The sequence below is a fragment of the Methylobacterium sp. Leaf106 genome (assembly GCF_001422895.1).
GTDB classification, from domain to species: domain Bacteria; phylum Pseudomonadota; class Alphaproteobacteria; order Rhizobiales; family Beijerinckiaceae; genus Methylobacterium; species Methylobacterium bullatum.
In genome coordinates this window covers 164113-188077 of record NZ_LMNB01000032.1, presented here as the reverse complement: position 1 = coordinate 188077, position 23965 = coordinate 164113, and the positions used below count along the sequence as shown (strand labels likewise).

Genomic DNA, 23965 nt, shown 5'->3' with positions numbered 1-23965 from the left:
CGTTCAGATGACCTTGAGCAGGGCGTCGACGCCGGAAATCTCGGTCTTGGCCGGGGATTCCTCGACGTTCAGGACGCGCACCACGCCATCATCCACCAGCATAGAATAGCGCTTCGAGCGCGGGCCGAGCCCGAACCCCGCACCGTCCATGTCGAGGCCAATGGCCTTGGCGAACTCGGCATTGCCGTCGGCGAGGAACTCGATTCCCTCGGCGTTGCTGGCTTTCTGCCAGGCTTCGAGCACGAACACGTCGTTGACCGAAGTGACGGCGACGGCATCGACGCCGCGTGCCTTGATCTCTTCCTGCTTCTCGACGAAGCCGGGCAGATGATTGCGGTGGCAGCTCGGCGTGAATGCGCCGGGCACGCCGATCAGGACGATGCGGCGCCCCTTGAAGATGTCGTCGGTGGTCTTCGCCTCGGGCCCCCCGGCGCCGCTCACGCGAAAGGTCACCTGGGGAAGGTGGTCGCCAACCTGGATCGTCATCCGTCGTCGTCTCCTCAGATCGCCTGGAGCCCATGCCCGGTCTTGAGGACCGGTTCTCGTTACCGCGCGTGGCCCCATGGACCAACGGCGCCATGATGGCCCCCGGTGGGCGAGAAGGGTCTACCCCGAGCCCATGGGTGTGTCGAGGAGGGCCTCGTAGAAGCGGGCGCCGTCCACATTCCTTCTGCGGGTCGCGACCCGATCAAAGCAGAATGGAGAGTTGGCCACCCTCAGCCTCAACGAGTCCGCGCTGGACAAGCCAGCCCACCCAGGTAGCATGATGCAATGCGACAAGATCCGGATTCAGCCTATCTCGACGGCCAGTTCCTGGTGGCGATGCCCGGCCTCACGGACGAGCGCTTCGCAAGATCGGTGATCTATCTCTGTGCTCATTCGGCGGACGGCGCGATGGGGATCATCCTCAACAAGCCGGCCAACGATCTGAACATGCCGGATCTCCTGATTCAGCTCGATATCGCCAGCGAGGACGATGCGATCCGCTTGCGCGAGAGGGTCGGCCATATTCCCGTGCTTATGGGCGGTCCGGTGGATGCCAAGCGTGGTTTCGTGCTCCACACCGACGATTTTCACATCGACCAATCGACACTCATCATCGACGACGGGATCTGCCTCACCGCCACGGTGGAAATCCTGCGTGCCATCGCAAACGGTGCCGGACCCGCGAGCGCGGTGCTCGCCCTCGGCTATGCCGGATGGCAAGCCGGGCAGCTCGAGAACGAGATCCTCGCCAATGGCTGGCTCAACTGTCCGGCCGATCCGGCCGTGATCTTCAATTCTGCGCTCGACACTAAGTACGAGCGTACCTTGCGAAGCAATGGCATCGATCCAGCGATGTTATCCTTCAGCGCAGGCCGGGCCTGACGGACCGGCCTGAGGGGGTCATTCCCCGATTGGCGAGCCGTCGCTGTCCGGGTTCATCCCTTCGACCGCCGGCTTCGGCTTGCGCGGCCGAGGCGTCGTGCTCGCGGTCGGTGTTGCCGTGCTGGCACCGAGACGCGCGGCAAGGGAAAGGGCGCGGGCTTCGGTGAAACGCACGTTGCAGAAACCATGGGCGCCCTCACGGGCATAGGTCCGGCAGGTCTGCTCCCGGTCTGAGGAGAAAGCCGCCTGTTCGGTGACGATGGTGCGGACGTCCTGCCCGCGGGCGCGCTGGGTCATGACCTTGTAATTGTCCCGAACCGCCTTGTCGGCGACGCCTCGTCCGGAATCGAATTCCGCGGAGCGGGGAATCAGCGTCGCGGCAGCAGGCCCCCACAGGCCGACTGGCGTGGTGGCACAATCGGCGGCCGTGAAACTGCAGACCCGGTTGCTGCCCAGCGGCGTAACCAGCACGCTGCCTTCCAGGATCTCGAACCGGAGCGGGCATTCACCGCCCGCGATCTCGTAGCGCGCCACGCCCTGAGGACGACCCTCTGAGGAAAGGGAGATCGGCGATCCGCCCGAGAGCGGAACCTTGCAGGTCTCGTTCGGCTGCGAAACCTTGGTGCCGGGCAGCGTGATCCGTGCCGTTGCCGCGCCGCCGGCTCTGTCGATCTTGAGGCTGCCGGTCAGGCCGTTCAGCATGAGTTCCTGGCCGAGAATGTTGTCATCGCTCGGCGTCTTGAGAACGACGGGTCGCAGGGGAGCCGGAGCAGCCTTCGGAGCCTCCGGCGCAGGTTCTCCCGGCGCTCCCGGCGGCAGCAGCGTCCCAGGCTGAGGCGATCCGGTCGGAGGCACACCGCGAGGTGGCACCGGAGGCTTGGCCGCCTTGCCGATGCCGAACAGCTCCTCGAAAAAATTCTGCGCGTCTGCTTCGTTCGCCGGGAGGGCGACGAGGGGCAGGACGAGAAGGGCGGGGAGCAGGCGTAGGCCTCGGGACGGACGCATCAGGTCTTTCATGCCTCTGGAACTCGCAGCACCGGACCGGTGAACAGTGAACGTGCAGCGGGCTCTCGTTCTCGCATCAGCTTCTTCGAAAGCGGGTATCATATCTGGGGCTGAGGCTTCGTAAGGCGAGCCTGCCTTCGATCCGCGTTGACGGTCCGAAAGCTGGTCTGCCATCCTCGAACCTAGCATGTGATCGATGGCGCTGACGTGGCGTCCCTGCAACATTTTTGAGGTCCAAGGCGCCAGATACTAGCCATTCCAGACGCAAAGGTCTTGGTCGGCGAGGGAGATAGGATCGGCGTGGCCGTTCGCGGTGCTTCGCCTTGCGGCTCCGCATCACCCTTCTTATATCCGGCGGGACGCGGGATTAAGACCTGGATGAGCGCGTTTCAGGCGCTTCGGCTGGTTCGAATTCCGCTCTCACAATCTTTCGTTCTTCACCGCCATGGGCCGGGCCGCTTCGGGGCTCGGCGGTCTGCTTGACCAAATGACATGAGAGGGATCCCGCCATGGGTAAAGTAATCGGCATCGATCTGGGCACCACTAATTCCTGCGTGGCCGTCATGGAAGGCACGCAGCCCAAGGTCATCGAAAACGCGGAAGGCGCGCGCACCACGCCGTCCATCGTCGCTTTCCTCGACGACGGCGAGCGTCTCGTCGGCCAGCCGGCCAAGCGCCAGGCGGTCACCAATCCCGAACACACGTTCTTTGCCATCAAGCGTCTCGTGGGCCGCACCTACGACGATCCGATGACGCAAAAGGACAAGGGTCTCGTGCCCTATAAGATCGTTCGCGGCGACAACGGCGATGCCTGGGTCGAGGCCGACGGCAAGAAGTATTCCCCCTCGCAGATTTCGGCCTTCACGCTTCAGAAGATGAAGGAGACCGCCGAGGCGCATCTTGGCCAGCCGGTGACGCAGGCCGTCATCACGGTTCCCGCCTACTTCAATGACGCCCAGCGTCAAGCCACCAAGGACGCTGGTAAGATCGCCGGCCTCGAAGTGCTGCGCATCATCAACGAGCCGACGGCGGCTGCTCTAGCCTACGGCCTCGACAAGAAGAAGACCGGTACGATCGCGGTCTACGATCTCGGTGGCGGCACTTTCGACGTGTCGATCCTGGAAATCGGTGACGGTGTGTTCGAGGTGAAGTCCACCAATGGCGACACCTTCCTTGGTGGCGAGGACTTCGACAACCGCGTCGTCGAGTACCTGACCTCCGAGTTCAAGAAGGAACAGGGCATCGACCTGACGAAGGATAAGCTCGCCCTCCAGCGCCTCAAGGAGGCCGCCGAGAAGGCGAAGATCGAGCTGTCCTCGGCGACGCAGACCGAGATCAACCTGCCCTACATCACGGCCGATGCGACGGGGCCGAAGCATTTGGCGCTGAAGCTCTCTCGCGCCAAGTTCGAGAGCCTCGTGGACGACCTCGTCCAGCGCACAATCGAGCCCTGCCGCAAGGCGCTCAAGGATGCTGGCGTCTCGGCCTCCGAGATCGACGAGGTGGTTCTGGTCGGCGGCATGATCCGCATGCCGAAGATCCAGGAAGTCGTGAAGTCCTTCTTCGGCAAGGAGCCCCACAAGGGCGTCAATCCGGATGAGGTCGTGGCCATCGGCGCTGCGGTCCAGGCCGGTGTGCTCCAGGGCGACGTCAAGGACGTGTTGCTTCTCGACGTGACCCCGTTGTCGCTCGGCATCGAAACGCTGGGCGGCGTCTTCACCCGTTTGATCGACCGCAACACCACGATCCCGACGAAGAAGTCGCAGACCTTCTCTACGGCCGAAGACAACCAGAACGCTGTCACCATCCGCGTCTTCCAGGGTGAGCGTGAGATGGCGGCTGACAATAAGATGCTCGGCCAGTTCGATCTGATGGGCATCCCGCCGGCCCCGCGCGGCATGCCGCAGATCGAGGTGACCTTCGACATCGACGCCAACGGCATCGTCAACGTGACGGCCAAGGACAAGGCGACGAACAAGGAGCACCAGATCCGTATTCAGGCTTCAGGCGGTCTGTCGGATGCCGACATCGATCGGATGGTGAAGGACGCCGAGGCCAATGCCGAGGCGGACAAGAAGCGTCGCGAGTTGGTCGAGGTGAAGAACCAGGGCGAAAGCCTGATTCACGCCACCGAGAAGTCGGTGAAGGAGTATGGCGACAAGGTCTCGGCCGATGACAAGGCTGCAATCGAGACCGCCATGACCGCTCTTCGTACGGCTCTCGAGGGTGACGACGTCGAGGTCATCAAGTCCCGCACTACGGATTTGATGCAGTCGTCGATGAAGCTGGGCGAGGCTATGTACGCTGCGAGCAGCCAGACGCCCGAAGGCGGGGCTGAGGGTAGCGAGGGCCACGAGGCGAAGAAGGACGACGTCATCGATGCCGACTTCCAGGAAGTCGATGACAAGGACCAGAAGAAGCGGGCATAACGCTCGTCTTAGAGAAGGAGGGGGACCGGAGCGATCCGGTCCCTCGTCATGTCTGGTGGGATGACGGTGTGGCCCTCCGTAGAGGCGGGCGCGCCGGGGGACGTTGAGGGCGGGTATGTCGAAGCGGGACTATTACGAGGTTCTGGGCGTCTCCAAGACTGCGACAGACGGCGAGATGAAGGTCGCCTTCCGCAAGCTCGCCATGGCCTACCACCCGGATCGCAACCCCGGGAACGCCGAGGCCGAACTCAAGTTCAAGGAAGTCAACGAAGCCTACCAGACGCTCACCGACGGGCAGAAGCGTGCGGCCTATGACCGTTTTGGCCATGCCGCATTCCAGCAGGGCGGAGCCGGCGGCCCGGGATTCGGGAACGAGTTCGGCGACTTCATGTCGGACATTTTCGACAATTTCTTCGGCGACGGCCGTGGTGCGGGTGGCGCTGGCGGTGCGCGCGGTGGACGTGGTGGCTCGACACGCGAACGTGGTGCGGATTTGCGCTACAATCTCGAGATCTCCCTCGAGGATGCGTTCGCCGGTAAGACCGAGACGATCACGATGGCCACTGCCGTCACCTGTGAGGTCTGCTCCGGCAGCGGTGCGAAAGCCGGCTCCAAGCCCAAGCCGTGTCAGACTTGCGGCGGCTACGGTCGCGTGCGCGCGGCGCAAGGGTTTTTCGCCATCGAGCGTACGTGCCCGGCCTGTCACGGACGCGGTGAGATCATCGACAACCCGTGCGGCAATTGTTCCGGCGCAGGCCGTGTCACTCGGGAGCGCACGCTTTCCATCAACGTACCGGCCGGCGTCGATGACGGCTTGCGGATCCGTCTGGCCGGCGAGGGCGAGACCGGCCTGCGCGGTGGCCCCGCCGGCGACCTCTACGTCTTTCTCTCGATCAAGCCGCACACGTTCTTTCAGCGGGATGGTGCCGATTTGTTTTGCCGCGTCCCGATCTCGATGGTCACCGCTGCCCTGTCTGGGGAGATCACCGTGCCCGTGATCGACGGATCGCAGACCGAAGTCCGCATCCCGGCAGGCACGCAGACGGCCAAGCAGTTCCGGATCAAGGGCAAGGGCATGCCGGTTCTTCGGTCCCGCGATGTCGGCGATCTTTATATTCAGGTGTTCGTCGAGACGCCTCAGAACCTGTCGAAGCGTCAGCGTGAACTGCTTCAGGAGTTCACCAGCACGGCATCGGACGAAAACCACCCTGAAAGTGCGGGGTTTTTCTCGAAGGTCCGCGATTTCTTCGATGGGTTGAGCGGCGTTGCACGGTCGTGACGCTCCGCGATGTCACAGGCGGCGGATCGAAACGGCCTGGCTCCCGTTGTGGCTGTGGCGGCGCTGCATCGTCGCCAGTAGCACGACGCGTTGCTCCCGCCCTATGCTGAGCTTCGACCTTGACGGGCACTGGCTTTCGTCGTCTAGCCTTAACTCCCCATGCGTGATCTGAGGACATTGGATCTTGCCTCCGCTCCATCGACACAGTGCTAAAGCCTATGCCGCCACCGGATCGGTCCGTGAACGGCGGGAGCCGCTGGAAGATGAGGCGCGTTTTCTGCGATCTTGGTTCGAGCGGCCGCTTGTCACCGGCTCGGTAACGCCGTCGGGTAAGATGCTTGCCCGCATGATGGCGTCCTACGTCGACCCCCGCGTGCCCGGCCCCGTCATCGAGCTCGGTCCCGGTACCGGTCCCGTCACCGAGGCCCTGATACGTCGTGGCATCGAGCAGGAGCGGCTTGTCCTAGTCGAGTACAATCCGGATTTCTGCAAGCTGCTGCAGAAGCGCTTTCCACGCGCCACCATCCTGCGCGGTGACGCCTACAACATCCGCGAGACCATCGGCGACCTTCTCACCGAGAAGGCTGCGGCTACCGTTTCCAGCCTGCCTCTGTTCACCAAGCCTTTGGAACAGCGTCTCGATCTTCTGAACGCCACACATACGCTCATGCATGCGGGCTCGCCCTTCGTGCAGTTCACCTATGCGGTGGTGCCGCCGATCCCCGAGCGTTGCGATGCGGGCAGCTACACGGCCAGCCGGTCCAGCCGAGTTTGGCTCAACCTGCCGCCAGCGCGAGTCTGGGTCTACCGCCGTCCCTGAGGGACCGCCGCAGAACGTCGCCTGAAGACGTGGCTCATCCGCGGTTCAGCCCATCGCTCCTACCGTTCGATCACTGCGCCGGGATCGCCCCGGCGTCGCAATCGATGGAGACTGACATGGCGTTTCGCGCATTCGCACAGCGGACGAGGGGTTGGCTCGCAGCCGCAGCACTCGCCCTCGGCGTCATCGGCATCGCGCCGGGTATCGTTCAGGCGGCACCGCTTGCTCCGGCCGTTGCCTTGGCCGAGCCAGCGCAGACGGGCATTGTCCCAGTCCAGTATGGCTGGGGCGGTCACCACCACCACCATCGCAGACACCATGGCTGGGGTGGACATCACCGCCATGGCTGGGGCGGTCACCGGGGGTACGGCTGGGGCGGTCATGGCCATCACGGATGGCGTCCGCGTCACCATGGCTGGAGTCACCACCACCACCACCACCACCATCATGGGCATCGCCACGGCGGACACTACCGCTTCTAGTGGAAAGGCCCCGGCAGGCTCATCCGCCGGGGCCTCGCTCTTTGTTCTCCCATCGCGGCCGGTCGGATGGCGGATGGTTCGAGGGATCGATCTCACATCGGCTTTCCACGTTCGCAATTGGTCGGCAAAGCCAGTCGATCCCTGGAATGGACGCGCGCGGCGTCGTTTCACAGCGCGTGCCGGCTGCCGAGCTCTTCAGGCTATCCGCTCGATGATGGCCAGTCGCGGTAAAGGGGCGTTGGGTGTGATCCGGTAAGCAGCCCGCAAAGCTCTTTCGGCGGCATCGGCTTGGGTTTCGTTGCGGGCATGGACAATACCGAGAAGGTCGGCGGCATCTCCGGGACGGGCCAGAGATGAAAGACCTACCGCCGGGTCGATGCCGTCCTGGGGCCGAGTGCGCCCGCCGCCCAATGCAATGACGGCAAGCCCGATCTCGCGGGTCTCGATCCGCGAGACGACGCCAGTCGTGAGAGATCTCACCGCGCGGACCACAGGTGCGACGGGGCGATACCGGTCGGCCTTCTCGATGAAATCGGCAGGGCCACCCAACGCGGAAACCATGCGCCCGAAGATCTCGGCGGCCCGTCCGGAATCGCGGGCGTCTTCGACCTTTCGGGACGCCTCGGCGATGTCCGTGGCGAGCCCGCCGAGCACCAGCATCTCGGCGCAGAGCGCCACGGTGACGGCGTGGAACGCTGGTTCGCCGGAGCGACCGGTGAGGTAATCCACCGCATAGGCCACTTCGAGGGCGTTGCCTGCGCTGGAGGCCAGGGGCGCGTCCATATCTGTGATGAGCGCAACGGTCCTCAGGCCGGCACAGTTGGCGACGGCGACGATACTTTCGGCGAGAGCCCGTGCTTCATTGGTCTCCGCCATGAAGGCGCCGGAGCCAGTCTTCACATCCATCACGAGGCCGCCGAGACCCGCCGCGAGCTTCTTCGACAGGATAGACGCCGTGATCAGGTCGAGGGATTCCACCGTGCCGGTCACATCGCGGATGGCGTAGAGGCGCCGATCCGCCGGGGCGAGATCGGCCGTCTGTCCGATGATGGCGCAACCGATGGAACGGGTGACGCTGCGGAAACGGTCGAGACCAGGCGTGGCGTCGTAGCCGGGAATGCTTGCGAGCTTGTCGAGGGTGCCGCCGGTATGCCCGAGGCCCCGGCCGGAGATCATCGGCACGTAGCCACCGCAGGCGGCGACCATCGGGGCGAGGGCGAGACTCACCGTATCGCCGACGCCCCCGGTCGAATGCTTGTCGAGGACAGGGCCGGGCAAGTCCCAATCGAGCACCGTTCCCGAATGGGTCATCGCCCGGGTCAGGGCCACGCGCTCGGGCAGCGACAGGCCGCGGAAGAACACCGCCATCGCGAAGGCGGCGGCTTGTCCTTCTGTCACCCGCCCGTCAGTGAGACCCGAGATGAAGCCGGTGATCTCGCCATCTGTGAGTACGCGTCCGTCCCGCTTGGCCCGGATCAACTCCTGCGGCAGCATCAGGCGCGCTCCCGGAGGCTTTGGGTCAGCGCATCGTGCAGGCTGCTCGCCCCGATGCGGAAGGTCTTCGGTTCGACCCAGTCCGGTCCCATGATCCTGTCGGCTATGGCAAGATACAGGGCGGCATCGGCCACGGTCCGTAATCCGCCCGAGACCTTGAATCCGACAGGTCGCCCGCTGTCCCGGATGGCAGCGAGCATCGCTTCGGCGGCTTGCGGCGTTGCGGAGACGGCGCTTTTGCCCGTTGAGGTCTTGAGGAAATCCGCTCCCGCAGCGATGGCGAGTTGGCTTGCTTCGGTGATCTGCATGACGTCCGCCATCGCTCCGGATTCGAGGATCACCTTGAGGATCGCGCGACCGGAGACCTCGCGCACGGCGGCGATCATGTCAGTTGGCGTCCGCGCGTCGCCAGCAAGGAACGCCCGATAGGGTAGGACGATGTCGATTTCATGCGCTCCGTCATGCAGCGCCTCGGCGGTATCTTCCGCAGCGCGCTCGATATCCGTGCCGCCTGCGGGAAAGTTGATCACCGTGGCGATGCGGACGGGCGTACCGGCCAGTAATGCGACGCAGCGCCCGATATGCTGGGGCCAGACGCAAACCGCGGCGACGCAGCTCGCTCGGGCCTTTCCGCAGAGCGTCGCAATAGCCTGATCAGAGCAGGAATCGCCGAGATCGGTGAGATCGACGAGAGGAAGGGCGCGCCGGGCAATGGCGGAGTCCGGATGATGGGGATCGACGATCATGCTCCTTTCCTACAGCCGTGCGACGAACGCGTCGATGAGACGGGCGAGATCGAAAGCAGCGGCGGCCGCCGCGCGCTTGGTCTCGTCGTGATGCGGATCGCCGTCTCCGATTCCGGCGGCGAAGTTCGTGACGACGGAGATCGCCGCGACCTTCAAACCGAAGAACCGGGCGAGGATCGCCTCCGGCACTGTCGACATGCCCACGAGGTCGGCACCAAGGCGCCCCGTCATGCGGATCTCGGCCGGGGTCTCGAAGCTGGGGCCCGAGAACCATGCATAGACACCCTCGTGCAATGGGATCCCGCAATCCTGCGCCGCTTCGTGGAGGGTCTTGCGGGCCGCTGCATCGTAGGCGCCGACCATGGGGACGAAGCGGTCATCGCCCGTCTCGCCGATCAGAGGATTGAGGCCAGACAGATTGATGTGGTCGCTGAGGGCCACGAGGCTGCCTGGCCCCGCCTGCGCCACCAGCGATCCGGCCGCGTTGGTGAGGAGAAGGAGCGGGACTCCGAGCGCCTTGGCGACGCCCAGCGGCACCTTCATGACGGCGGCGTCGCCGGTCTCGTAGGCATGGCTCCGCCCTTCGAAGACCAGCACGCGGCGCCCGGAGAGGCGCCCAGCATGTAGGGTGCCGCCGTGACCCGTCACGCCGGGAGAGGGAAAGCCTGGAATGTCGGAATAGGCGAGGGAGAGGCGGTCTTCGAGCTTTCCGGCGACGAGTCCGAGGCCCGTGCCGGTGACGATGGCGGCATCGTAGGACCCGCCGAAACCGTGGCTCAGGACGGTGTCGGCTGCGAGCGAGATGGCTGCGTCAGGCATCGGCGAGCATGTTCTTGCGGTGCAGATTGTCTGGGCCGAAGGAATCCGGCAGCAGCGCCTCCAGGGTGAAGCTCTGGCGGATGCCCTCCGGACCGGCGATGTGGATCGGCGTTCCGGGTGCGGCGAACTCCCTGATCCGCTGGCGGCAGGCGCCGCATGGCGTCACCAGATTCGGGCCGTTTCCGATGATGAGAATGGCGGTTATGGCGCGTCCGCCGCCGGCGATCATGGCCGCGATGGCGCCTGCTTCGGCGCAGGTGCCGACGGGGTAGGCGGCGTTCTCGACGTTGCAGCCGGCATGCAGGCGGCCGTGCTCGTCCCTCAGGGCGGCGCCGACGGGGAAGTCGGAATAAGGCGCGTAGGCCAGGGACTTAGCAGCCGCGGCCGCCTCGAACAGAGCCGCGAGGTCCGCGCCGATCGTGTCCGTCATCGCATCGGATCCGGTGGGAGGGTTCACGTCCCGTTAGAACAGGAACGCCACCCCCCTGTCGAGCGCCATCGGACCCCCTGTTCGAGCGCCATCGGACGCCTTTTCGCGCGCCATCGAACATCATCGACATGGCGCCGCCACGATCCTAGAACGCTCCTTCGATGGTCTCAGTTGGGAAGCGGGCGAGACATGCTGGGTCGGTTCGAACGCAAGGCCTCCGGCGAGGCGACGGTGGAGTATGGCGACGGCACCATGCGCATCGTGAAGCCAGGCAGTTTCGTGCGCTGCGCGGTGACCGGCGAGCCGATCGCCCTCGACAGCCTTCGCTACTGGAGCGCCGAACTGCAGGAGGCCTACATCACGCCCGAGGCGGTGATGAAGCGTCTGGCCGAGCTGGGACGGTCGCCGGGCTGAACGCCTCGCCCGCGCGGCGCAGCTGGGCGAGGACGCTCCCCTCGTCGTCGAACCGAAGGGTGACGCCCAGTGCCGTCACCCTCGCGGCGAAATCCGCCGGCAGGCGCACCATGTCCTTCTCCGTCGTCACCAGCATCGCCCCCAGGGCGTCGGCCCATGCCGCGAGCGCGGCGAGGTCCGCGGCACGATAGGGATGGTGATCCGGAAAGGTCCGGGTCTCTATGACGCTCGCTCCGGCCTCGGCCAGGGTTTCGAAGAATTTTCGCGGTCGACCGATCCCGGCGAAAGCGAGCACGGGCTTTCCCGCGACGGCTGTCGGCGCTGTCGGAACCAGCTTGCCCCGATGGACCGGCAGCCCCCGCGACGCCGCCTCCACCGCCAATGCCTCGCCCTGGGCGCCCTCGCCGATGACGACGAGGCCGTGGACATGGCGCCATTGCCGCGCGAGCGGTGCCCGCAAAGGGCCGGCCGGGAAGGCCAGGCCGTTGCCGATGCCGCTACCCGCATCGACCACCGCGAGGGACAGGTCCTTGGTGAGGCTCGGATTCTGGAGCCCGTCATCCATCACCACCACATCGGCACCGAGAGCCCGGCAGAGCCTCGCCCCTTCGGGCCGGTCACGGGCGAGGATCGTGCGGGCACCACGGGCGAGGAGAAGCGGCTCGTCTCCCACGTCCAGAGAGGTGTGCCGGGTCGGATCCACCGCCACCGGGCCGGCGAGGCGCCCGCCATAGCCACGGGTCAGGAAGGCGGGCTCCGCCCCGATTTTCCTCAGCAATGCCGCCACAGCGAGAGCCGTGGGGGTCTTGCCCGCCCCGCCCAGGGTGAAGTTGCCGATGCAGATGACGGGGCATGCCGCCCGCTCGCCAGCGCGGTCCATGCGGGCGGCGACGCGCGAGCCATAGAAATGCCCAAGGGGTGCCAGGAACCGGCCGAGGGGATGACCGGGGGCATCCCAGAAGGCCGGGGGCCGCATCAGGAGCCGGCCATGGCCGCGAGCTTCATCTGGGCGATGAAGGGATCGAGAATCGCGAGGGTTCGCTCCACCGCCCCTTCGAACGGCCGCAGGGCGGCGTTGCCGGCCTCCGCCATGGCGCGGGATCGGGGCGTGTCGTGGAGGAGGTCGCCCACGGCGGCCGCCAGCTCCCCGGCATCCGCCACCATCATCGCCCCACCGGCCTCGTCGAGGGCGCGATAGACCTGGGCGAAGTTCTGGACGTTCGGCCCGTGCAGGATCGCCGCGTGGAGGCGGGTCGGCTCGATCGGGTTCTGGCCGCCACGCCGCGTCATCGAGCCACCGAGGAACACCAGAGGTGCGAGGCGATAGAACAGGCCCAGTTCCCCGAGCGTATCGGCGACGTAGAGATCGACGCCGCCATGGGGGCGGCCGCCACGCGAGCGCAGGGCGCTCCGCAGGCCGACGGCGGCGGCGCATTCCGCGACCTCCCCGCCACGGTGGGGATGGCGCGGCACGACGATGGTCAGGAGGTTCGGGAGTCGCGCCCTGAGGGTCGCATGGGCCTCGGCCACCATGGCATCCTCGCCAGGATGCGTGCTGGCCGCGACCCAGACCGGCCGGTCGCCGACGACGTCGCGCAGATAGGCGAGCTGCTGCTCGTCCGCCGGGGGCACGGCCGAATCGTATTTCAGGTTTCCGGCGACGCTCACGCGGGGCGCGCCGAGCCTTTCGAAGCGCTCGGCATCGTCCTTGGTCTGTGCGAGGCAGATGGCGATGCGCGAGAGCAGGGCTTCCGCCGTGCGCGGCGAGCGCGCCCAGCCCTTGAACGAGCGTTCCGACATCCGGCCGTTGACGAGGAGGAGGGGGATGCCGCGCTGATGCAGGGCGATGACCGTGTTCGGCCAGATCTCGGATTCCGCCACCAGCGCCAGATCCGGCTGCCAATGCTCGATGAAGCGCTCGATCCAGCGCGGCGCGTCGAGGGGCATGTATTGATGCACCGCGCCCGCCGGCAGGCGCCGGCCGATCAGTTCGGCGGCACTGCGTGTCCCCGTGGTGACGAGGACGCTGAACCCCCGGGCGATCATGCCGTCGATCAATCCGACGAGGGAGAGCACCTCGCCGACGCTGGCGCCGTGCATCCAGGCCAGGGGCCCGACGGGGCGGGCTCGTCCGGGAAGGCCACGTCGCTCGGACAGGCGGCCGGGGTCTTCCTTGCCCTTGCGCGAGCGCCAGGCCAGCAGGCCGGCCACCGCCGGCTCACCCACATAGAGCCCGTAGCGATAGGCCTGGAGGGCGATGGTGAGGGGAGGCGTCTTCACGCAAACGGCCCGAGGGCGAGGGAACCGGCCACCGGATCGACGACCCGGTCGAGGCGGCCGACGAGGGTGTAGGCCCGGTCGTGGACCCGGTTCATTTCGTTCTCCAGCCGCTGGCGCAAACGCTCCAGTTCCTCCGGTTCGACGTCGCGCGGGACGAGGAACGGCTCGCCGAAGACCATGGCGCCCCTGCCGAAGGGCAGCCCGAAACAGGCCTTGTCCCAGCTGTCGAAGCGCAGGTGCCGGCTCGTCACCACTGCGACGGGAATGATCGGCCGGCCGGAGAAGCGTGCCAGGGTGAGGATGCCGACGTCGCATCGGCGCGACACCTTGGGCACATCGGCGCTGAAGGCGACGCTCTCGCCGTCCTTCAGGGCGCGGATCATGGCGCGCAGGCCTTCCGCCCCACCCTTCGCCCGAATGTCCCGCACGGCGCGGCCACGGGCTCCGGAGGCCCGGATGACGCGAACCCCCATCCGGGTGAGGGCGATGGTGTTGATGTTGCCGTCCGCCGAGCGCGAAATGATCGTGGCGATCCGGTCCTGCGGCCGGCGCATGAACGAGATCATCGTATGCTGGCCGTGCCACATCCCGGCGATGAACGGCGACAGTCCGTCGAGCCACCGGTGCGGCTCGGCCGGCTCCACCGTGAAGCGGTTGGTGGCGCGCACGAGGCGCAGGTAGTGATAGGCGGCAAAGCCGAGGCTTTTCTGAACCGGTGGAGACCGGCCGATGCGTTTGAGAAGGCTCATTCACTCGGTTCCACGGGCCACCGGATCGGCCATCCGTCCAGTCAGTGACCGAGACGTCCACGCCCGGTTGCGCCGCCGGCGCATCCGTCGAACGTCGCCCGCTCGGGAGCCATACCGGTCCCGCAGGGTCTAACGCCGTTCGAATTGCCCGCGCAACCATGCCGGGACCGCTTCACCCCGTCCTTCCCCGCCGCTCGATCTTCACATGCGTGAGAGCGTCGCGGCGGGAGCGAGGCCGCTTCAAGCCGAGCGCGTCCCTCTCCCCCCTTATGGGCGGAGGTCAGGAGTGCGGGTGGTTTGGCCAGCCTCCGCACGTCGAGGGTCGCCCGACCACCCCCACCTCCAACTCCTCCCCACAAGCTCGACGGATCTCGGGCAGGCCCGAGATCCGCTGGGCAGGAGGGCAGGGCGGCGCATTCCGCGAGATGCGTGACTATCTGGGGAACGACGCTGTGGGTGTCGAAACCTGTATGATCGTTCCCCCGGATCAGATGGCGTCGGCCCGAAATCGAAGCGCCGGCCGAAAAGGGTCGAGGCTTGACGCGGTAGCCGGGAGTGACGAAGGCGGGCGCCTGTTTCGAAACGGAGACCGATGTTCCGCCTCGCTCACCTCACCGATCCGCATGTCGGCCCCATCGCCCGTCCGCGCCTGCGCCAGCTTCTGAGCAAGCGGGCCACCGGCTATGTGAACTGGCGGCGCGGGCGCAGCCGGCACCACGACATGGAGATTCTCGCGGCGCTCGTGGCCGATCTGCGGACGCAGCCCCACGATCACGTCGCCTGCACGGGGGACCTGTGCAACATCGGCCTGCCGAGCGAGTGGGCGACGGCCAGGGACTTCCTCCAAGCGCTCGGCACCCCGGACACGGTGAGTTTCGTTCCGGGCAATCACGACGCCTATGTGCGAGGCTCGCTCGAGGGGCTGTTGAAGGCCTGCAGTGCCTGGACCTCGGGCGACGACGGCACCGACGGGGTGTTTCCGTATCTCAGGCGGCGCGGTCCGCTCGCCCTCATCGGAGTGTCGTCGGCCATTCCGACGAAGCCCTTCGTCGCGAGCGGCCGGCTCGGCCCCCCTCAGATCGAGACCGTCGAGGCCATTTTGACACGCTTGGGCCGCGAGCCCGAACCGCCGTTTCGTGTGGTCATGATCCATCATCCGCCCCAGCCCGGGGGCGCCTCGCCGGGGCGCGAATTGAAGGATGCGGAGACGTTCACCGCGATGATCGGACGTGCCGGCGCGGACCTGATCCTGCACGGGCACAACCATGTGGGAAGCATCGGTTTCGTCCGCGGGCCGGACGGCACCGGCGTCCCCGTGGTCGGCGCTCCCTCGGCCTCGGCGGTGTCGCATGGCGGCGCGTTGCACCGTCGTGCGAGCTATCATGTCTATGCGGTGACGAGAGCGGACAACCGCTATGTCATCGAGGCCAAGGAACGCGGCCTGACGGAGGCCGGGACGATCGCCGACCTCCGGGTGTTGAAGCTGACGCGGCGATGATCGCTCATCCGCCGGCTGCGCCGGATCAGGCCGTCATTGCCACGAGGGGGCGTTGCGCCTGACGGGTGATGCTGGCTTGATACAGCTCGGCCTGGAGCCGGGTGAGGCCGCTCACGAGGGCCGTCGGCCCGCGATAGACCGTATAGGTGCCGTCATGGGTCGGTTTGACGTGAATCGTCTGGGACATGGCGTGTCTCCCGGCCTCAACGAATCGGTCGATTCGTTCTTTCGGAGTAGGCAGTGTTAATCGGGCGTTCATGAGTCGCAAGGCCGGCGGCCGCCTATCCCGGCGATATTCGTCATTGCGCCGCACTTTGACGATGTGGGGCGCCGGGCGGCTCGCGGCGTGAAATGCGCGCGCGTTCAACGGGTAACCGACGGGCGAGTGCAGCGCACAACGACGAGTGAGAGTCGTCTTCGCGATCAGCCTCGGGCGGGTCGGCGGGGCTCTTTCGGATGACGAGCCATGCCGGGACGCGCAGCTCCGATGTCGACGGGGAGGGCACCCCGAGTGTCCGCCGAAGGATCGGCGACCTTCAAGGACGTAGAAGCGCCTCGTTACGCCATCCTGCCGAAATATGGGGTCTGCGACGGAGAGCCGAGGACGGCGTTCATGGCGTGACCGGAGCGACCAGGGCGGACCCCGATGGCGGGCCACGAGCGATCGCCCGAGCGACCGGGGAGGCTCCTCGAACTCGACGCCTTGCGCGGGATCGCCGCAATCCTCGTCGTCGTCTTCCGCCCCCCCCAGAACATGCCCCAGAGGCCGGCATCCCACCCTTGTGTCATGGGATCCCCCACGAAGACGAGGCGGTGCGCGCTGAGATCCTGTCCGCTGAGCCGCGCGGAGCGCTACGCTCGCGCAATTCGGGCACCGCCAGCACTCGTGGCCTCGCCTCCTGCGGCATCGGCTGACGTGCCGGAAGCGCCGGAAAGCCGGGCGAAGCGATCACCGGTTTTGCAGCGCAGAAAGGGCGAGACCAAAGAGTGTTGAGAGCAGAGTGAGGTGCATCGCTAGCCTCGAGCCGCTCCGGGGGAGGGGGCGAGGCCGTGTCGTCAGGATGACTGAATTGCAAGAACCGCTGGCGCTCCCAAGGGGAATCGAACCCCTGTTTTCGCCGTGAGAGGGCGACGTCCTAGACCGCTAGACGATGGGAGCTTTCCGGCCGGTTGGCGATCGTATAGCGACGGTCGGGCGGGGGAGCAAGAGCTGCCGCGCGCTTAAATGTCATCGGCATCGAAAGAGATCACATCGTGCAAGAACCGCAGGACCGCCGCGTCGTCCTCGACCTGGACGCGCAGGCGGAGCGCATCGACAGGGCGCTCGCCCGCGCGCTGCCGGACGTGTCGCGCTCGCGGCTGCAGGACCTGATCCGCACCGGCCAGGTGAGCAAGGACGGAATCGTCGTCCTCGACCTGTCGCTGAAGGTCGGCGCGGGCGCCGTCCTCGACGTGACCATTCCCGCGCCGGTGGACGCGACGCCGGTGGCGGAGACCCTCGATCTCGTCATCGTGCACGAGGACGACGACCTGATCGTCATCGACAAGCCGGCGGGGCTGGTGGTCCACCCGGCCCCCGGCCACGATGCCGGAACCCTGGTGAACGGCCTCATCGCCCATTGCGGGGAAAGCCTGTCGGGCATCGGCGGTGTGCGCAGACCGGGGATCGTGCATCGCCTCGACAAGGACACGAGCGGTCTCCTCGTCGTCGCCAAGAACGATCTCGCCCACAAGGGGCTCACGGCGCAGTTCGCCGACCATGGCCGCAACGGACCCCTGGAGCGCGCCTATCTCGCCCTGACCTGGGGAGCGCCGGAGCCCCGGCTGGGCACCATCGACGTCGAACTCGGACGCAGCCAGCGCAACCGCGAGAAGATCGCCATCATGCGCCCGGGCGAGGGGCGCACGGCGATCACGCATTACGTCGTCGAGGAGATCCTGGATGCGGGAACCGACGTCGCCCTGGTGCGGTGCCGGCTCGAGACCGGGAGGACCCACCAGATCCGCGTCCATCTGAGCCATCGCGGCCATCCGCTTCTCGGCGATGCGGTCTATGGCAACGCCTTCAAGACCAAGGCCGCGCGGCTCGGGTCGGCGGCGCGGGCCGGGCTGGAAGCCTTGGGCCGGCAGGCTCTCCATGCCGCCATTCTCGGGTTCGAACATCCTCGCACCGGCGAGGTCCTGCGCTTCGAGAGCCCGATCCCGCCGGACATGGCCGCCCTCATCGCCGCACTGAGGGCGAACGACCGATCCTGAAAAGGCCGGTTGCGTCCGGCCTGGGGAACCCACGACCACCGGTCGTGTTGCAGGGGTGTCGCTGTCAAGGGTCGCCGGCAAACAGGTGTGCCGGCGCACCCCTGGGCGCGGCCTTTCGTGTCACCTTCGGGCGATCGGCTCGCTGGCGCGTTGATGGCGATGGTCGAGTCACGGACCGCTACCGCACCGTTTCCTTTCCGAGTAGTCTCGGGGAGTGGGACGGTCGGCTCGAAGAGCGGCGGTTCGTTTCTGGTCTGCCCGTTCGGGGGACCTTGCAAGGAGAGATGACTATGGCAGGCGCACTACCCGTGCTCGCCACCGAGGGTGGCCTTTCGCGCTACCTCGATGAAATCCGCAAGTTTCCGATGCTCGAGCCGAACGAGGAGTTCACGCTGGCCAAGAGCTGGCGTGAACAGGGCGACCGCGACGCGGCGCACCGCCTCGTCACCTCGCATCTTCGGCTCGTGGCGAAGATCGCCATGGGCTACCGTGGCTATGGCCTGCCGATCGGCGAGGTCGTGTCCGAGGGCAATGTGGGCCTGATGCAGGCCGTCAAGCGCTTCGAGCCGGACAAGGGCTTCCGCCTTGCCACCTACGCCATGTGGTGGATCAAGGCCGCGATCCAGGAATACATCCTGCGCTCGTGGTCGCTGGTGAAGATGGGCACCACGGCCAATCAGAAGAAGCTGTTCTTCAATCTCCGGAAGGCCAAGGGCAAGATTTCCGCCCTGGACGAGGGTGATCTCAAGCCGGATCAGGTGGCTCAGATCGCCGTCAAGCTCGGCGTACCCGAGCAGGACGTGATCGACATGAACCGCCGCCTCTCGGGCGATACCTCCCTCAACGCTCCGCTGCGCGAGGAAGGGGAGGGCGAGTGGCAGGATTGGCTGGTGGACAACAGTCCGAGCCAGGAGACCGTGCTCGCCCGCGAAGAGGAGGGCCAGAACCGTCTGACCGCCCTGCGCGACGCATTGTCGGTCCTCAATCCGCGCGAGCGCCGCATCTTCGAGGCGCGCCGTCTCGCCGATGACCCGATCACCCTCGAAGACCTGTCGGGCGAATTCGGGGTGTCACGCGAGCGCGTCCGCCAGATCGAGGTCCGGGCGTTCGAGAAGATTCAGGAAGCGGTCAAGCGCAACCTCGCCACTCGCGAGGCGCCACGGGCCGCTGCCCACGCCTGATATCAGGCCTCGGTGAGCCTGACTCAGCGAGGCCTGCCTGCGCGACTGCGCGGCGGTGGTCGTCCGCCGGACCTCATGGATACGGACCTGTGTTTCAGGGTCGTGAAAGGTGGACGAGACGCTGCAACGGGAGGCGATGACGAAAAAGCCGGTTCCGCTGCTGCGGGACCGGCTTTCTTTGTGTCGCCCCTATCGACGCCATTGCTCGAAGGCGGAGCGAATGACCTGATTGCCCGATGAACCCTTCTCGAAGGTCAGCACGCCGCGAGGCCCGGCGGCGAACTTCATCGGCAGGTCGAACCAGTTGCGGTGCTCCAGAAGGTCGGTGTTCCGGTCCACGTCGGCCTGCAGCGACGACAGGCCGATCAGGAACAGGTTCTCCTTCACGCGCACCGGCAGGCCCGAGACCGGAGACCCCCGGCCGCTCTCTTCTTCCTTCGCACTCAGCAGGCCGACATCCTGGACGGAATGCGTATCCCCGGCCGGACTCGTCGTGGTGAAGGCCAGTTCGATGGTGTGGGAGGCGGGGAAGGTGGCATCGAGGTTCCGCCGGATGGTCATGACCAGAGACAGGCCGGCCTCGGCGAAGGTCACACGCCCCCGGATGACGGTTTCCAGCGGCTGGCCCTGCTCACCGTTCATCGCCTCCAGGCGCCATACGACCATGCCCTGGAAGGTGATCGGCTGGGCGTTTCCGCCCGCCGTGTTTTCCTCGAAGAGAACGGCGCGCTGCGCGACGGCCACGTCGGGCTGGGCCGGCGGTTTGGTCGGATCGGCCGGCGTCGTGGCTGGCGGCCGGGCGAGCGTCTGGCGGGCGGAGGGGTCGCGTCGTTCCGTGGAGACGGGAGCATCCCCCCCGATCCGGTCGGCATACTTCGCGGCCCCGGACTCGGAAGTCTCTTCCTGAGCCTCGGTAGTGCCAGGCTGCAGGTCCGAGGGCTTGTCGCGCAGCATGAAGGCCGCCACCGCGATGAGCCCGACGACGATGAGCAGGACGCTTCCCACGAAGACGTTGCGGATCAGACGAGGGCGGCCCTTGCGCGGGGCGACGACGTCGATGCGCGGGCGATTGCGCGCATGGCCGCCATCCGCCGCTGCGGGCATCGTTGCGCTTTCGGCGACCGGCGGCTCGGGCGTCGGCTCGCCGCTCGGTACCGGCTCGGTCCCCTCGCTCGCGGCTTCCCCGGTCGATGCCTTCCGCGCGGCTTCCCGGGCGGCCTTCCTCTCGGCAACCCTGTCCACTGATTTCGCCTTGCGGGGCTTGATCGGCAGGACCGTCGCGGGCTCCTGGGAGACCGCAGCCGGTCCATCCCCCACCGGCGGCAGCGGCGCGGGCGCCGGCGCATCGGGCTGCGCGCTCGGCTGGCGATCCGGCCGGGAAGGGCGGATCCCGAGATTCGGCTCAGGGGCCGGCGGCAGGCCGGGCTCGGTGATGCGGCCTCTCTCGGTGTCGGCGGATCGCTCGGGCGCCGCCGCTTCCGGCAGCACGTCGCGCTCCTCCGGTACGGCGAAGACCGGTGGCGCGACATCGTTGGCGACGGTGGCGGGCGGCCCACCATGCTCGCTCTCGACCCGGCTGATCGCGGTTTCGAGGGCCTTGCTCTCGAGGTCGATATCGGCTTCGGACAGGGGCGGTTCGAGCGAGCGGAGTTGCCCGATCAGGGCGCCGCGTGCCCGGTCGTAGACCGCCTTGCGCAAGGCCGGAGAACGATCCGGCATCGCTTGGAGCGCTCGTGCCAGCAAGGGGTAATAGTCGGCCATCGAACCTCGGTCCGCCCTATACGGGCCGGCCGGCAGGCCGCCCTCTTCTCACTGCATGGATGGAACACCCTTGGGCGAGGCACGTCGGCATCATCCGCGATGTCCGCCCTTCGGACGAGGCTTCATCCACCCGCACGGCGCTTCATCCCCTGTCATTCGTCCACCGGTTGCCCTGGAGGAACCGGTGGGCCTCGCCTCGGCCGGACGCTCAATCCTCGAAGGGATTGTGCATCAGGATGGTGTCGTTGCGCTCCGGTGACGTGGAGAGCAGTGCCACCGGAGCGCCGATCAGTTCCTCGATCCGGCGCACGTACTTGATCGCCTGAGCGGGGAGGTCGGCCCAGGAGCGTGCTCCGGCGGTGGTGCCGGACCAGCCCTCGATGGTCTCGTAGATCGGCTCGACCTTCGCCTGCGCGGCCTGGTTGGCGGGGAGGTGGTCGAGCACCTGTCCGTCGAGGCGGTAGCCGGTACAGACCTTGATTGCGTCGAACCCGTCGAGGATGTCGAGCTTGGTCAGGGCGATCCCGTCGATGCCGGAGGTCCGCACGGTCTGGCGCACCAGCACGGCGTCGAACCAGCCGCAGCGGCGCTTGCGCCCGGTATTGACGCCGAACTCGCGGCCCTTGGCGCCGATCGTCTCGCCGATCTCGTCGAAGAGCTCCGTGGGGAACGGACCCTCGCCGACGCGGGTCGTATAGGCCTTGGCGATGCCGAGCACGTAGCCGATCGCCGAAGGCCCCATGCCGGAGCCGGTGGCGGCCTGGGCGGCGACGATGTTCGAGGAGGTGACGAACGGGTAGGTGCCGTGATCGACGTCGAGGAGGGCACCCTGCGCGCCCTCGAACAGAATGCGCTTGCCCGCCCGGCGCTCGTCGTCGAGGAGCTTCCATACGGTGGTGGCGTAGGGGAGGATCGTCGGCGCGATCGCCTTCAATTCGGCGAGGAGCGCGCCGGCATCAACCTCGTCGATCCCGAGGCCCCGTCGCAGGGCGTTGTGGTGGGTGAGGACCCGCTCGATCTTCGATTCCAGCGTGCTCTCGTCGGCCAGATCCACCACGCGGATGGCGCGGCGGCCGACCTTGTCCTCGTAGGCAGGGCCGATGCCACGCTTGGTCGTGCCGATCTTCAGGCCGGCATTCGAGGTCTCGCGAAAGTGGTCGAGCTCGCGGTGCAGCGGCAGGATCAGTGTCGCGTTGTCGGCGATGCGCAGGGTCTTGGGCGAGATCTCGACACCCTGCGCCTGGAGCCGGGCAATCTCATCCACGAGGTGCCACGGATCGACGACGACGCCGTTGCCGATCACCGACAGCTTTCCGCCCCGGACGACGCCGGACGGGAGCAGGGCGAGCTTGTAGGTCACGCCGTCGATGACGAGCGTGTGCCCGGCATTGTGGCCGCCCTGGAAGCGGACCACCACGTCGGCCTGCTCGGAGAGCCAGTCGACGATCTTACCCTTGCCTTCGTCGCCCCACTGGGCGCCCACGACGACGACGTTCGCCATTCACTTCAACCTGTCCGGTGCCCGCGTGGAAACGCCCCGCCGCGAGGGCGGGCCGACACGCATCTCCGGGGTCTTTCCGCGATCCCTCGCAGGAAATCAAGCAAACCGCGCCCGAACGCTTGGGGTGCGCCCAATTCCTAGCGCGCTTCCGTCCCCGGTTCGCTGCCCGGCAACTGGCCCGGCTTGATCACCGGCATGCCGCTGTTCCCGGTCTCGGGAGGCTTGACCACCAGGCCCGGGGCGGAATTACCGGGTGGCGTGATGACGCCGTCGTTCTTCTCGAGCTTGTCGCTCAAGGTCGAGCCGCCGGTCCCCTCCTCGGACGGACGAACCTTCTCCGGCACCGTCTCCGTGGAGGGCGGGATGTTCGGGGAGGTGTCGCGCCCTTTCAGCGGTGCATCGGGCGACTGGGCATAGGCGCCCGACGCCGTCAGGGCGAAAGCAAGCAGTGCGGCGTGACGAAACGGTGTCGGCATCGATGTCCCCCAGGAAGTTGGGAGACAAACCGCTCCGGCGGCGATGCAGTTCCTAAGGCGGCGCCGGATGACGGACGAGACCGGCCCGCCCTTATGCCCCGGCCATCTCCAGATAAAGCGCGCGCAGACGCTTCGTCAGCGCGCCCGGCTTGCCGTCGCCCAGTTCGTGCCCGTCGATGTCGATGACGGGCATCACGAAAGCCGAAGCGCTGGTGTAGAAGGCCTCCTGCGCCGCGAACGCCTCCTCCACGGAGAACAGCCGTTCTTCGATCGTCAGGCCTGCTTCCTCGGCAAGGCGCATGACGGCAAGGCGCGTGATGCCGGGCAGCAGGGCGGTGGAGAGCGGGCGGGTGACCACCTTTCCGCCGGTGATGATGAAGGCGGTCGAGGAGGAGCCCTCGGTGACGAAACCGTCCTCCACCATCCAGGCTTCCGCGACGCCGGCCTTGGCCGCTTCCTGCTTGGCCAGAACCTGGGCGAGGAGCGCCACCGACTTGATGTCGCGGCGCTTCCAGCGGATGTCGGGGACGGTGACGACCTTGGCGCCCCGCTCCGCCAGCGGGTTCCTGGCCACGGTCTTGGCCTGCGTGAACATCACCACGGTGGGTTCGGTCTCGGCCGGCGGGAAGGCGAAATCCCGCTCGTAGGCGCCCCGCGTCACCTGCATGTAGACAAGGCCCTCGTCGACGCCGTTGCGACGGACCAGTTCGGTCTCGAGCCGGATCCACTCTTCGGTCGGGTAGGGATTGCGGATGCCGATCTCGCCCAGCGACCGGTCGAGCCGGGCCAGATGCGCCTCGTTGTCCACGAGACGGCCGCCGAGGACGGCGGACACCTCGTAGATGCCGTCCGCGAACAGGAAGCCCCGGTCCATGATCGACACGGTCGCGGCCTCGAAGGGCACGAACTCGCCGTTGACGTAGACGATGCGCGACATCGAACTTCCTTTTCTCCGGATAGAAACGGCGACCTCGCCG

23 protein-coding genes and 1 tRNA gene are annotated in these 23965 nt (G+C 66.8%); 8 read left to right on the top strand and 16 right to left on the bottom strand.

Annotated elements, in window-relative coordinates; translation table 11 throughout:
• Positions 1 to 3 precede the first annotated feature (3 nt).
• Positions 4 to 486 carry a peroxiredoxin gene (locus tag ASF34_RS17630; RefSeq protein WP_018042128.1) on the bottom strand — a complete coding sequence of 161 codons (483 nt, stop codon included), beginning with the start codon at positions 484 to 486 and terminating at the stop codon, positions 4 to 6.
• A gap of 285 nt (positions 487 to 771) precedes the next feature.
• Here ASF34_RS17630 and ASF34_RS17625 point away from each other — a divergent pair, with 285 nt between their 5' ends.
• On the top strand, positions 772 to 1368 hold the full coding sequence (locus ASF34_RS17625; protein WP_056162960.1) for a YqgE/AlgH family protein: 597 nt from the start codon (positions 772 to 774) through the stop codon (positions 1366 to 1368).
• A gap of 18 nt (positions 1369 to 1386) precedes the next feature.
• Here the strand turns inward: ASF34_RS17625 and ASF34_RS17620 are convergent, their stop codons facing one another.
• Positions 1387 to 2373, bottom strand: coding sequence for a hypothetical protein (locus tag ASF34_RS17620; RefSeq protein ID WP_026175642.1), 987 nt, complete (start codon positions 2371 to 2373; stop codon positions 1387 to 1389).
• Between the two features lie 509 nt (positions 2374 to 2882).
• Between ASF34_RS17620 and dnaK the strand changes: the two genes are divergently transcribed.
• The 3 genes from dnaK to ASF34_RS17605 all read left to right on the top strand — a co-directional run bounded on the left by dnaK (position 2883) and on the right by ASF34_RS17605 (position 6901).
• Positions 2883 to 4802: a molecular chaperone DnaK gene (gene dnaK, locus ASF34_RS17615; RefSeq protein ID WP_056150146.1), complete on the top strand. Its 1920-nt coding sequence runs from the start codon at positions 2883 to 2885 to the stop codon at positions 4800 to 4802.
• 115 nt (positions 4803 to 4917) lie between these two features.
• The gene (gene dnaJ / locus ASF34_RS17610) at positions 4918 to 6081 is read left to right on the top strand and encodes a molecular chaperone DnaJ (protein WP_018042133.1); all 1164 of its coding nucleotides are present in this window, start codon (positions 4918 to 4920) and stop codon (positions 6079 to 6081) included.
• Between the two features lie 184 nt (positions 6082 to 6265).
• Positions 6266 to 6901 carry a class I SAM-dependent methyltransferase gene (locus tag ASF34_RS17605; RefSeq protein WP_056162957.1) on the top strand — a complete coding sequence of 212 codons (636 nt, stop codon included), beginning with the start codon at positions 6266 to 6268 and terminating at the stop codon, positions 6899 to 6901.
• A gap of 59 nt (positions 6902 to 6960) precedes the next feature.
• Here the strand turns inward: ASF34_RS17605 and ASF34_RS22890 are convergent, their stop codons facing one another.
• The 5 genes from ASF34_RS22890 to ASF34_RS17580 form a co-directional block, all read right to left on the bottom strand.
• Positions 6961 to 7350: a hypothetical protein gene (locus ASF34_RS22890; protein ID WP_156465758.1), complete on the bottom strand. Its 390-nt coding sequence runs from the start codon at positions 7348 to 7350 to the stop codon at positions 6961 to 6963.
• 228 nt (positions 7351 to 7578) lie between these two features.
• Positions 7579 to 8880 carry a thymidine phosphorylase gene (deoA, locus tag ASF34_RS17595; RefSeq protein WP_056162945.1) on the bottom strand — a complete coding sequence of 434 codons (1302 nt, stop codon included), beginning with the start codon at positions 8878 to 8880 and terminating at the stop codon, positions 7579 to 7581.
• A complete protein-coding gene (gene deoC / locus ASF34_RS17590; RefSeq protein WP_056162943.1) occupies positions 8877 to 9623 on the bottom strand; it encodes a deoxyribose-phosphate aldolase in 747 nt (248 codons plus the stop codon). Before deoC ends, deoA begins: the two co-directional genes overlap by 4 nt.
• A 9-nt stretch (positions 9624 to 9632) precedes the next feature.
• Positions 9633 to 10442 (bottom strand): purine-nucleoside phosphorylase, encoded by an 810-nt coding sequence (locus tag ASF34_RS17585; RefSeq protein WP_056162938.1) that lies wholly within the window; start codon positions 10440 to 10442, stop codon positions 9633 to 9635.
• The gene (locus tag ASF34_RS17580; protein ID WP_018042139.1) at positions 10435 to 10872 is read right to left on the bottom strand and encodes a cytidine deaminase; all 438 of its coding nucleotides are present in this window, start codon (positions 10870 to 10872) and stop codon (positions 10435 to 10437) included. The genes ASF34_RS17585 and ASF34_RS17580 overlap by 8 nt, the downstream gene beginning before the upstream one ends.
• A 189-nt stretch (positions 10873 to 11061) precedes the next feature.
• Here ASF34_RS17580 and ASF34_RS17575 point away from each other — a divergent pair, with 189 nt between their 5' ends.
• Positions 11062 to 11286, top strand: a complete 225-nt coding sequence (locus ASF34_RS17575) for a DUF2093 domain-containing protein (RefSeq protein WP_018042140.1) — start codon at positions 11062 to 11064, stop codon at positions 11284 to 11286.
• On the opposite strand, the gene lpxK is transcribed toward ASF34_RS17575, so the two are convergent.
• From lpxK to ASF34_RS17560, 3 genes are read right to left on the bottom strand one after another with little or no spacing between them, the layout of a single operon-like run.
• Positions 11231 to 12262, bottom strand: coding sequence for a tetraacyldisaccharide 4'-kinase (gene lpxK, locus ASF34_RS17570; protein ID WP_056150124.1), 1032 nt, complete (start codon positions 12260 to 12262; stop codon positions 11231 to 11233). The two genes, ASF34_RS17575 and lpxK, sit on opposite strands and share 56 nt — an antisense overlap.
• Complete coding sequence (locus ASF34_RS17565) at positions 12262 to 13566, bottom strand: 3-deoxy-D-manno-octulosonic acid transferase (RefSeq protein WP_056162931.1); 1305 nt, start codon at positions 13564 to 13566, stop codon at positions 12262 to 12264. Before ASF34_RS17565 ends, lpxK begins: the two co-directional genes overlap by 1 nt.
• Positions 13563 to 14315 (bottom strand): lysophospholipid acyltransferase family protein, encoded by a 753-nt coding sequence (locus ASF34_RS17560; protein WP_056162926.1) that lies wholly within the window; start codon positions 14313 to 14315, stop codon positions 13563 to 13565. Before ASF34_RS17560 ends, ASF34_RS17565 begins: the two co-directional genes overlap by 4 nt.
• Before the next feature lie 592 nt (positions 14316 to 14907).
• Here ASF34_RS17560 and ASF34_RS17555 point away from each other — a divergent pair.
• Positions 14908 to 15813: a metallophosphoesterase family protein gene (locus ASF34_RS17555; RefSeq protein WP_056162922.1), complete on the top strand. Its 906-nt coding sequence runs from the start codon at positions 14908 to 14910 to the stop codon at positions 15811 to 15813.
• 25 nt (positions 15814 to 15838) lie between these two features.
• Here ASF34_RS17555 and ASF34_RS23170 read toward each other — a convergent pair whose 3' ends face one another.
• Together ASF34_RS23170 and ASF34_RS17545 are read right to left on the bottom strand one after the other, a co-directional pair.
• A complete protein-coding gene (locus ASF34_RS23170; protein WP_018042146.1) occupies positions 15839 to 16000 on the bottom strand; it encodes a hypothetical protein in 162 nt (53 codons plus the stop codon).
• A gap of 896 nt (positions 16001 to 16896) precedes the next feature.
• Positions 16897 to 16972 (bottom strand) — tRNA-Glu (locus tag ASF34_RS17545).
• A gap of 95 nt (positions 16973 to 17067) precedes the next feature.
• Here ASF34_RS17545 and ASF34_RS17540 point away from each other — a divergent pair.
• Positions 17068 to 18069 (top strand): RluA family pseudouridine synthase, encoded by a 1002-nt coding sequence (locus ASF34_RS17540; RefSeq protein WP_056162916.1) that lies wholly within the window; start codon positions 17068 to 17070, stop codon positions 18067 to 18069.
• 290 nt (positions 18070 to 18359) lie between these two features.
• Positions 18360 to 19250: an RNA polymerase sigma factor RpoH gene (rpoH, locus tag ASF34_RS17535; protein ID WP_026175648.1), complete on the top strand. Its 891-nt coding sequence runs from the start codon at positions 18360 to 18362 to the stop codon at positions 19248 to 19250.
• 189 nt (positions 19251 to 19439) lie between these two features.
• Here rpoH and ASF34_RS17530 read toward each other — a convergent pair whose 3' ends face one another.
• The 4 genes from ASF34_RS17530 to ASF34_RS17515 form a co-directional block, all read right to left on the bottom strand.
• Positions 19440 to 20969, bottom strand: coding sequence for a histidine kinase (locus ASF34_RS17530; protein ID WP_443136546.1), 1530 nt, complete (start codon positions 20967 to 20969; stop codon positions 19440 to 19442).
• A gap of 250 nt (positions 20970 to 21219) precedes the next feature.
• Positions 21220 to 22512 carry an adenylosuccinate synthase gene (locus tag ASF34_RS17525; RefSeq protein WP_018042151.1) on the bottom strand — a complete coding sequence of 431 codons (1293 nt, stop codon included), beginning with the start codon at positions 22510 to 22512 and terminating at the stop codon, positions 21220 to 21222.
• A gap of 137 nt (positions 22513 to 22649) precedes the next feature.
• Positions 22650 to 22988, bottom strand: coding sequence for a hypothetical protein (locus tag ASF34_RS17520; protein ID WP_018042152.1), 339 nt, complete (start codon positions 22986 to 22988; stop codon positions 22650 to 22652).
• Between the two features lie 91 nt (positions 22989 to 23079).
• On the bottom strand, positions 23080 to 23925 hold the full coding sequence (locus ASF34_RS17515) for a D-amino-acid transaminase (protein ID WP_056162911.1): 846 nt from the start codon (positions 23923 to 23925) through the stop codon (positions 23080 to 23082).
• Between the last annotated feature and the right edge of the window lie 40 nt (positions 23926 to 23965).

What these genes read in the sequence shown, in the direction of transcription:
- ASF34_RS17630 (WP_018042128.1), bottom strand. Translation starts at nt 486, where the DNA reads ATGACGATCCAGGTTGGCGACCACCTTCCCCAGGTGACCTTTCGCGTG.
- ASF34_RS17625 (WP_056162960.1), top strand. Translation starts at nt 772, where the DNA reads ATGCGACAAGATCCGGATTCAGCCTATCTCGACGGCCAGTTCCTGGTG.
- ASF34_RS17620 (WP_026175642.1), bottom strand. Translation starts at nt 2,373, where the DNA reads ATGCGTCCGTCCCGAGGCCTACGCCTGCTCCCCGCCCTTCTCGTCCTG.
- dnaK (WP_056150146.1), top strand. Translation starts at nt 2,883, where the DNA reads ATGGGTAAAGTAATCGGCATCGATCTGGGCACCACTAATTCCTGCGTG.
- dnaJ (WP_018042133.1), top strand. Translation starts at nt 4,918, where the DNA reads ATGTCGAAGCGGGACTATTACGAGGTTCTGGGCGTCTCCAAGACTGCG.
- ASF34_RS22890 (WP_156465758.1), bottom strand. Translation starts at nt 7,350, where the DNA reads ATGATGGTGGTGGTGGTGGTGGTGGTGACTCCAGCCATGGTGACGCGG.
- deoC (WP_056162943.1), bottom strand. Translation starts at nt 9,623, where the DNA reads ATGATCGTCGATCCCCATCATCCGGACTCCGCCATTGCCCGGCGCGCC.
- ASF34_RS17585 (WP_056162938.1), bottom strand. Translation starts at nt 10,442, where the DNA reads ATGCCTGACGCAGCCATCTCGCTCGCAGCCGACACCGTCCTGAGCCAC.
- ASF34_RS17580 (WP_018042139.1), bottom strand. Translation starts at nt 10,872, where the DNA reads ATGACGGACACGATCGGCGCGGACCTCGCGGCTCTGTTCGAGGCGGCC.
- ASF34_RS17575 (WP_018042140.1), top strand. Translation starts at nt 11,062, where the DNA reads ATGCTGGGTCGGTTCGAACGCAAGGCCTCCGGCGAGGCGACGGTGGAG.
- lpxK (WP_056150124.1), bottom strand. Translation starts at nt 12,262, where the DNA reads ATGCGGCCCCCGGCCTTCTGGGATGCCCCCGGTCATCCCCTCGGCCGG.
- ASF34_RS17560 (WP_056162926.1), bottom strand. Translation starts at nt 14,315, where the DNA reads ATGAGCCTTCTCAAACGCATCGGCCGGTCTCCACCGGTTCAGAAAAGC.
- ASF34_RS17555 (WP_056162922.1), top strand. Translation starts at nt 14,908, where the DNA reads ATGTTCCGCCTCGCTCACCTCACCGATCCGCATGTCGGCCCCATCGCC.
- ASF34_RS23170 (WP_018042146.1), bottom strand. Translation starts at nt 16,000, where the DNA reads ATGTCCCAGACGATTCACGTCAAACCGACCCATGACGGCACCTATACG.
- rpoH (WP_026175648.1), top strand. Translation starts at nt 18,360, where the DNA reads ATGGCAGGCGCACTACCCGTGCTCGCCACCGAGGGTGGCCTTTCGCGC.
- ASF34_RS17530 (WP_443136546.1), bottom strand. Translation starts at nt 20,969, where the DNA reads ATGCCGGATCGTTCTCCGGCCTTGCGCAAGGCGGTCTACGACCGGGCA.
- ASF34_RS17525 (WP_018042151.1), bottom strand. Translation starts at nt 22,512, where the DNA reads ATGGCGAACGTCGTCGTCGTGGGCGCCCAGTGGGGCGACGAAGGCAAG.
- ASF34_RS17520 (WP_018042152.1), bottom strand. Translation starts at nt 22,988, where the DNA reads ATGCCGACACCGTTTCGTCACGCCGCACTGCTTGCTTTCGCCCTGACG.
- ASF34_RS17515 (WP_056162911.1), bottom strand. Translation starts at nt 23,925, where the DNA reads ATGTCGCGCATCGTCTACGTCAACGGCGAGTTCGTGCCCTTCGAGGCC.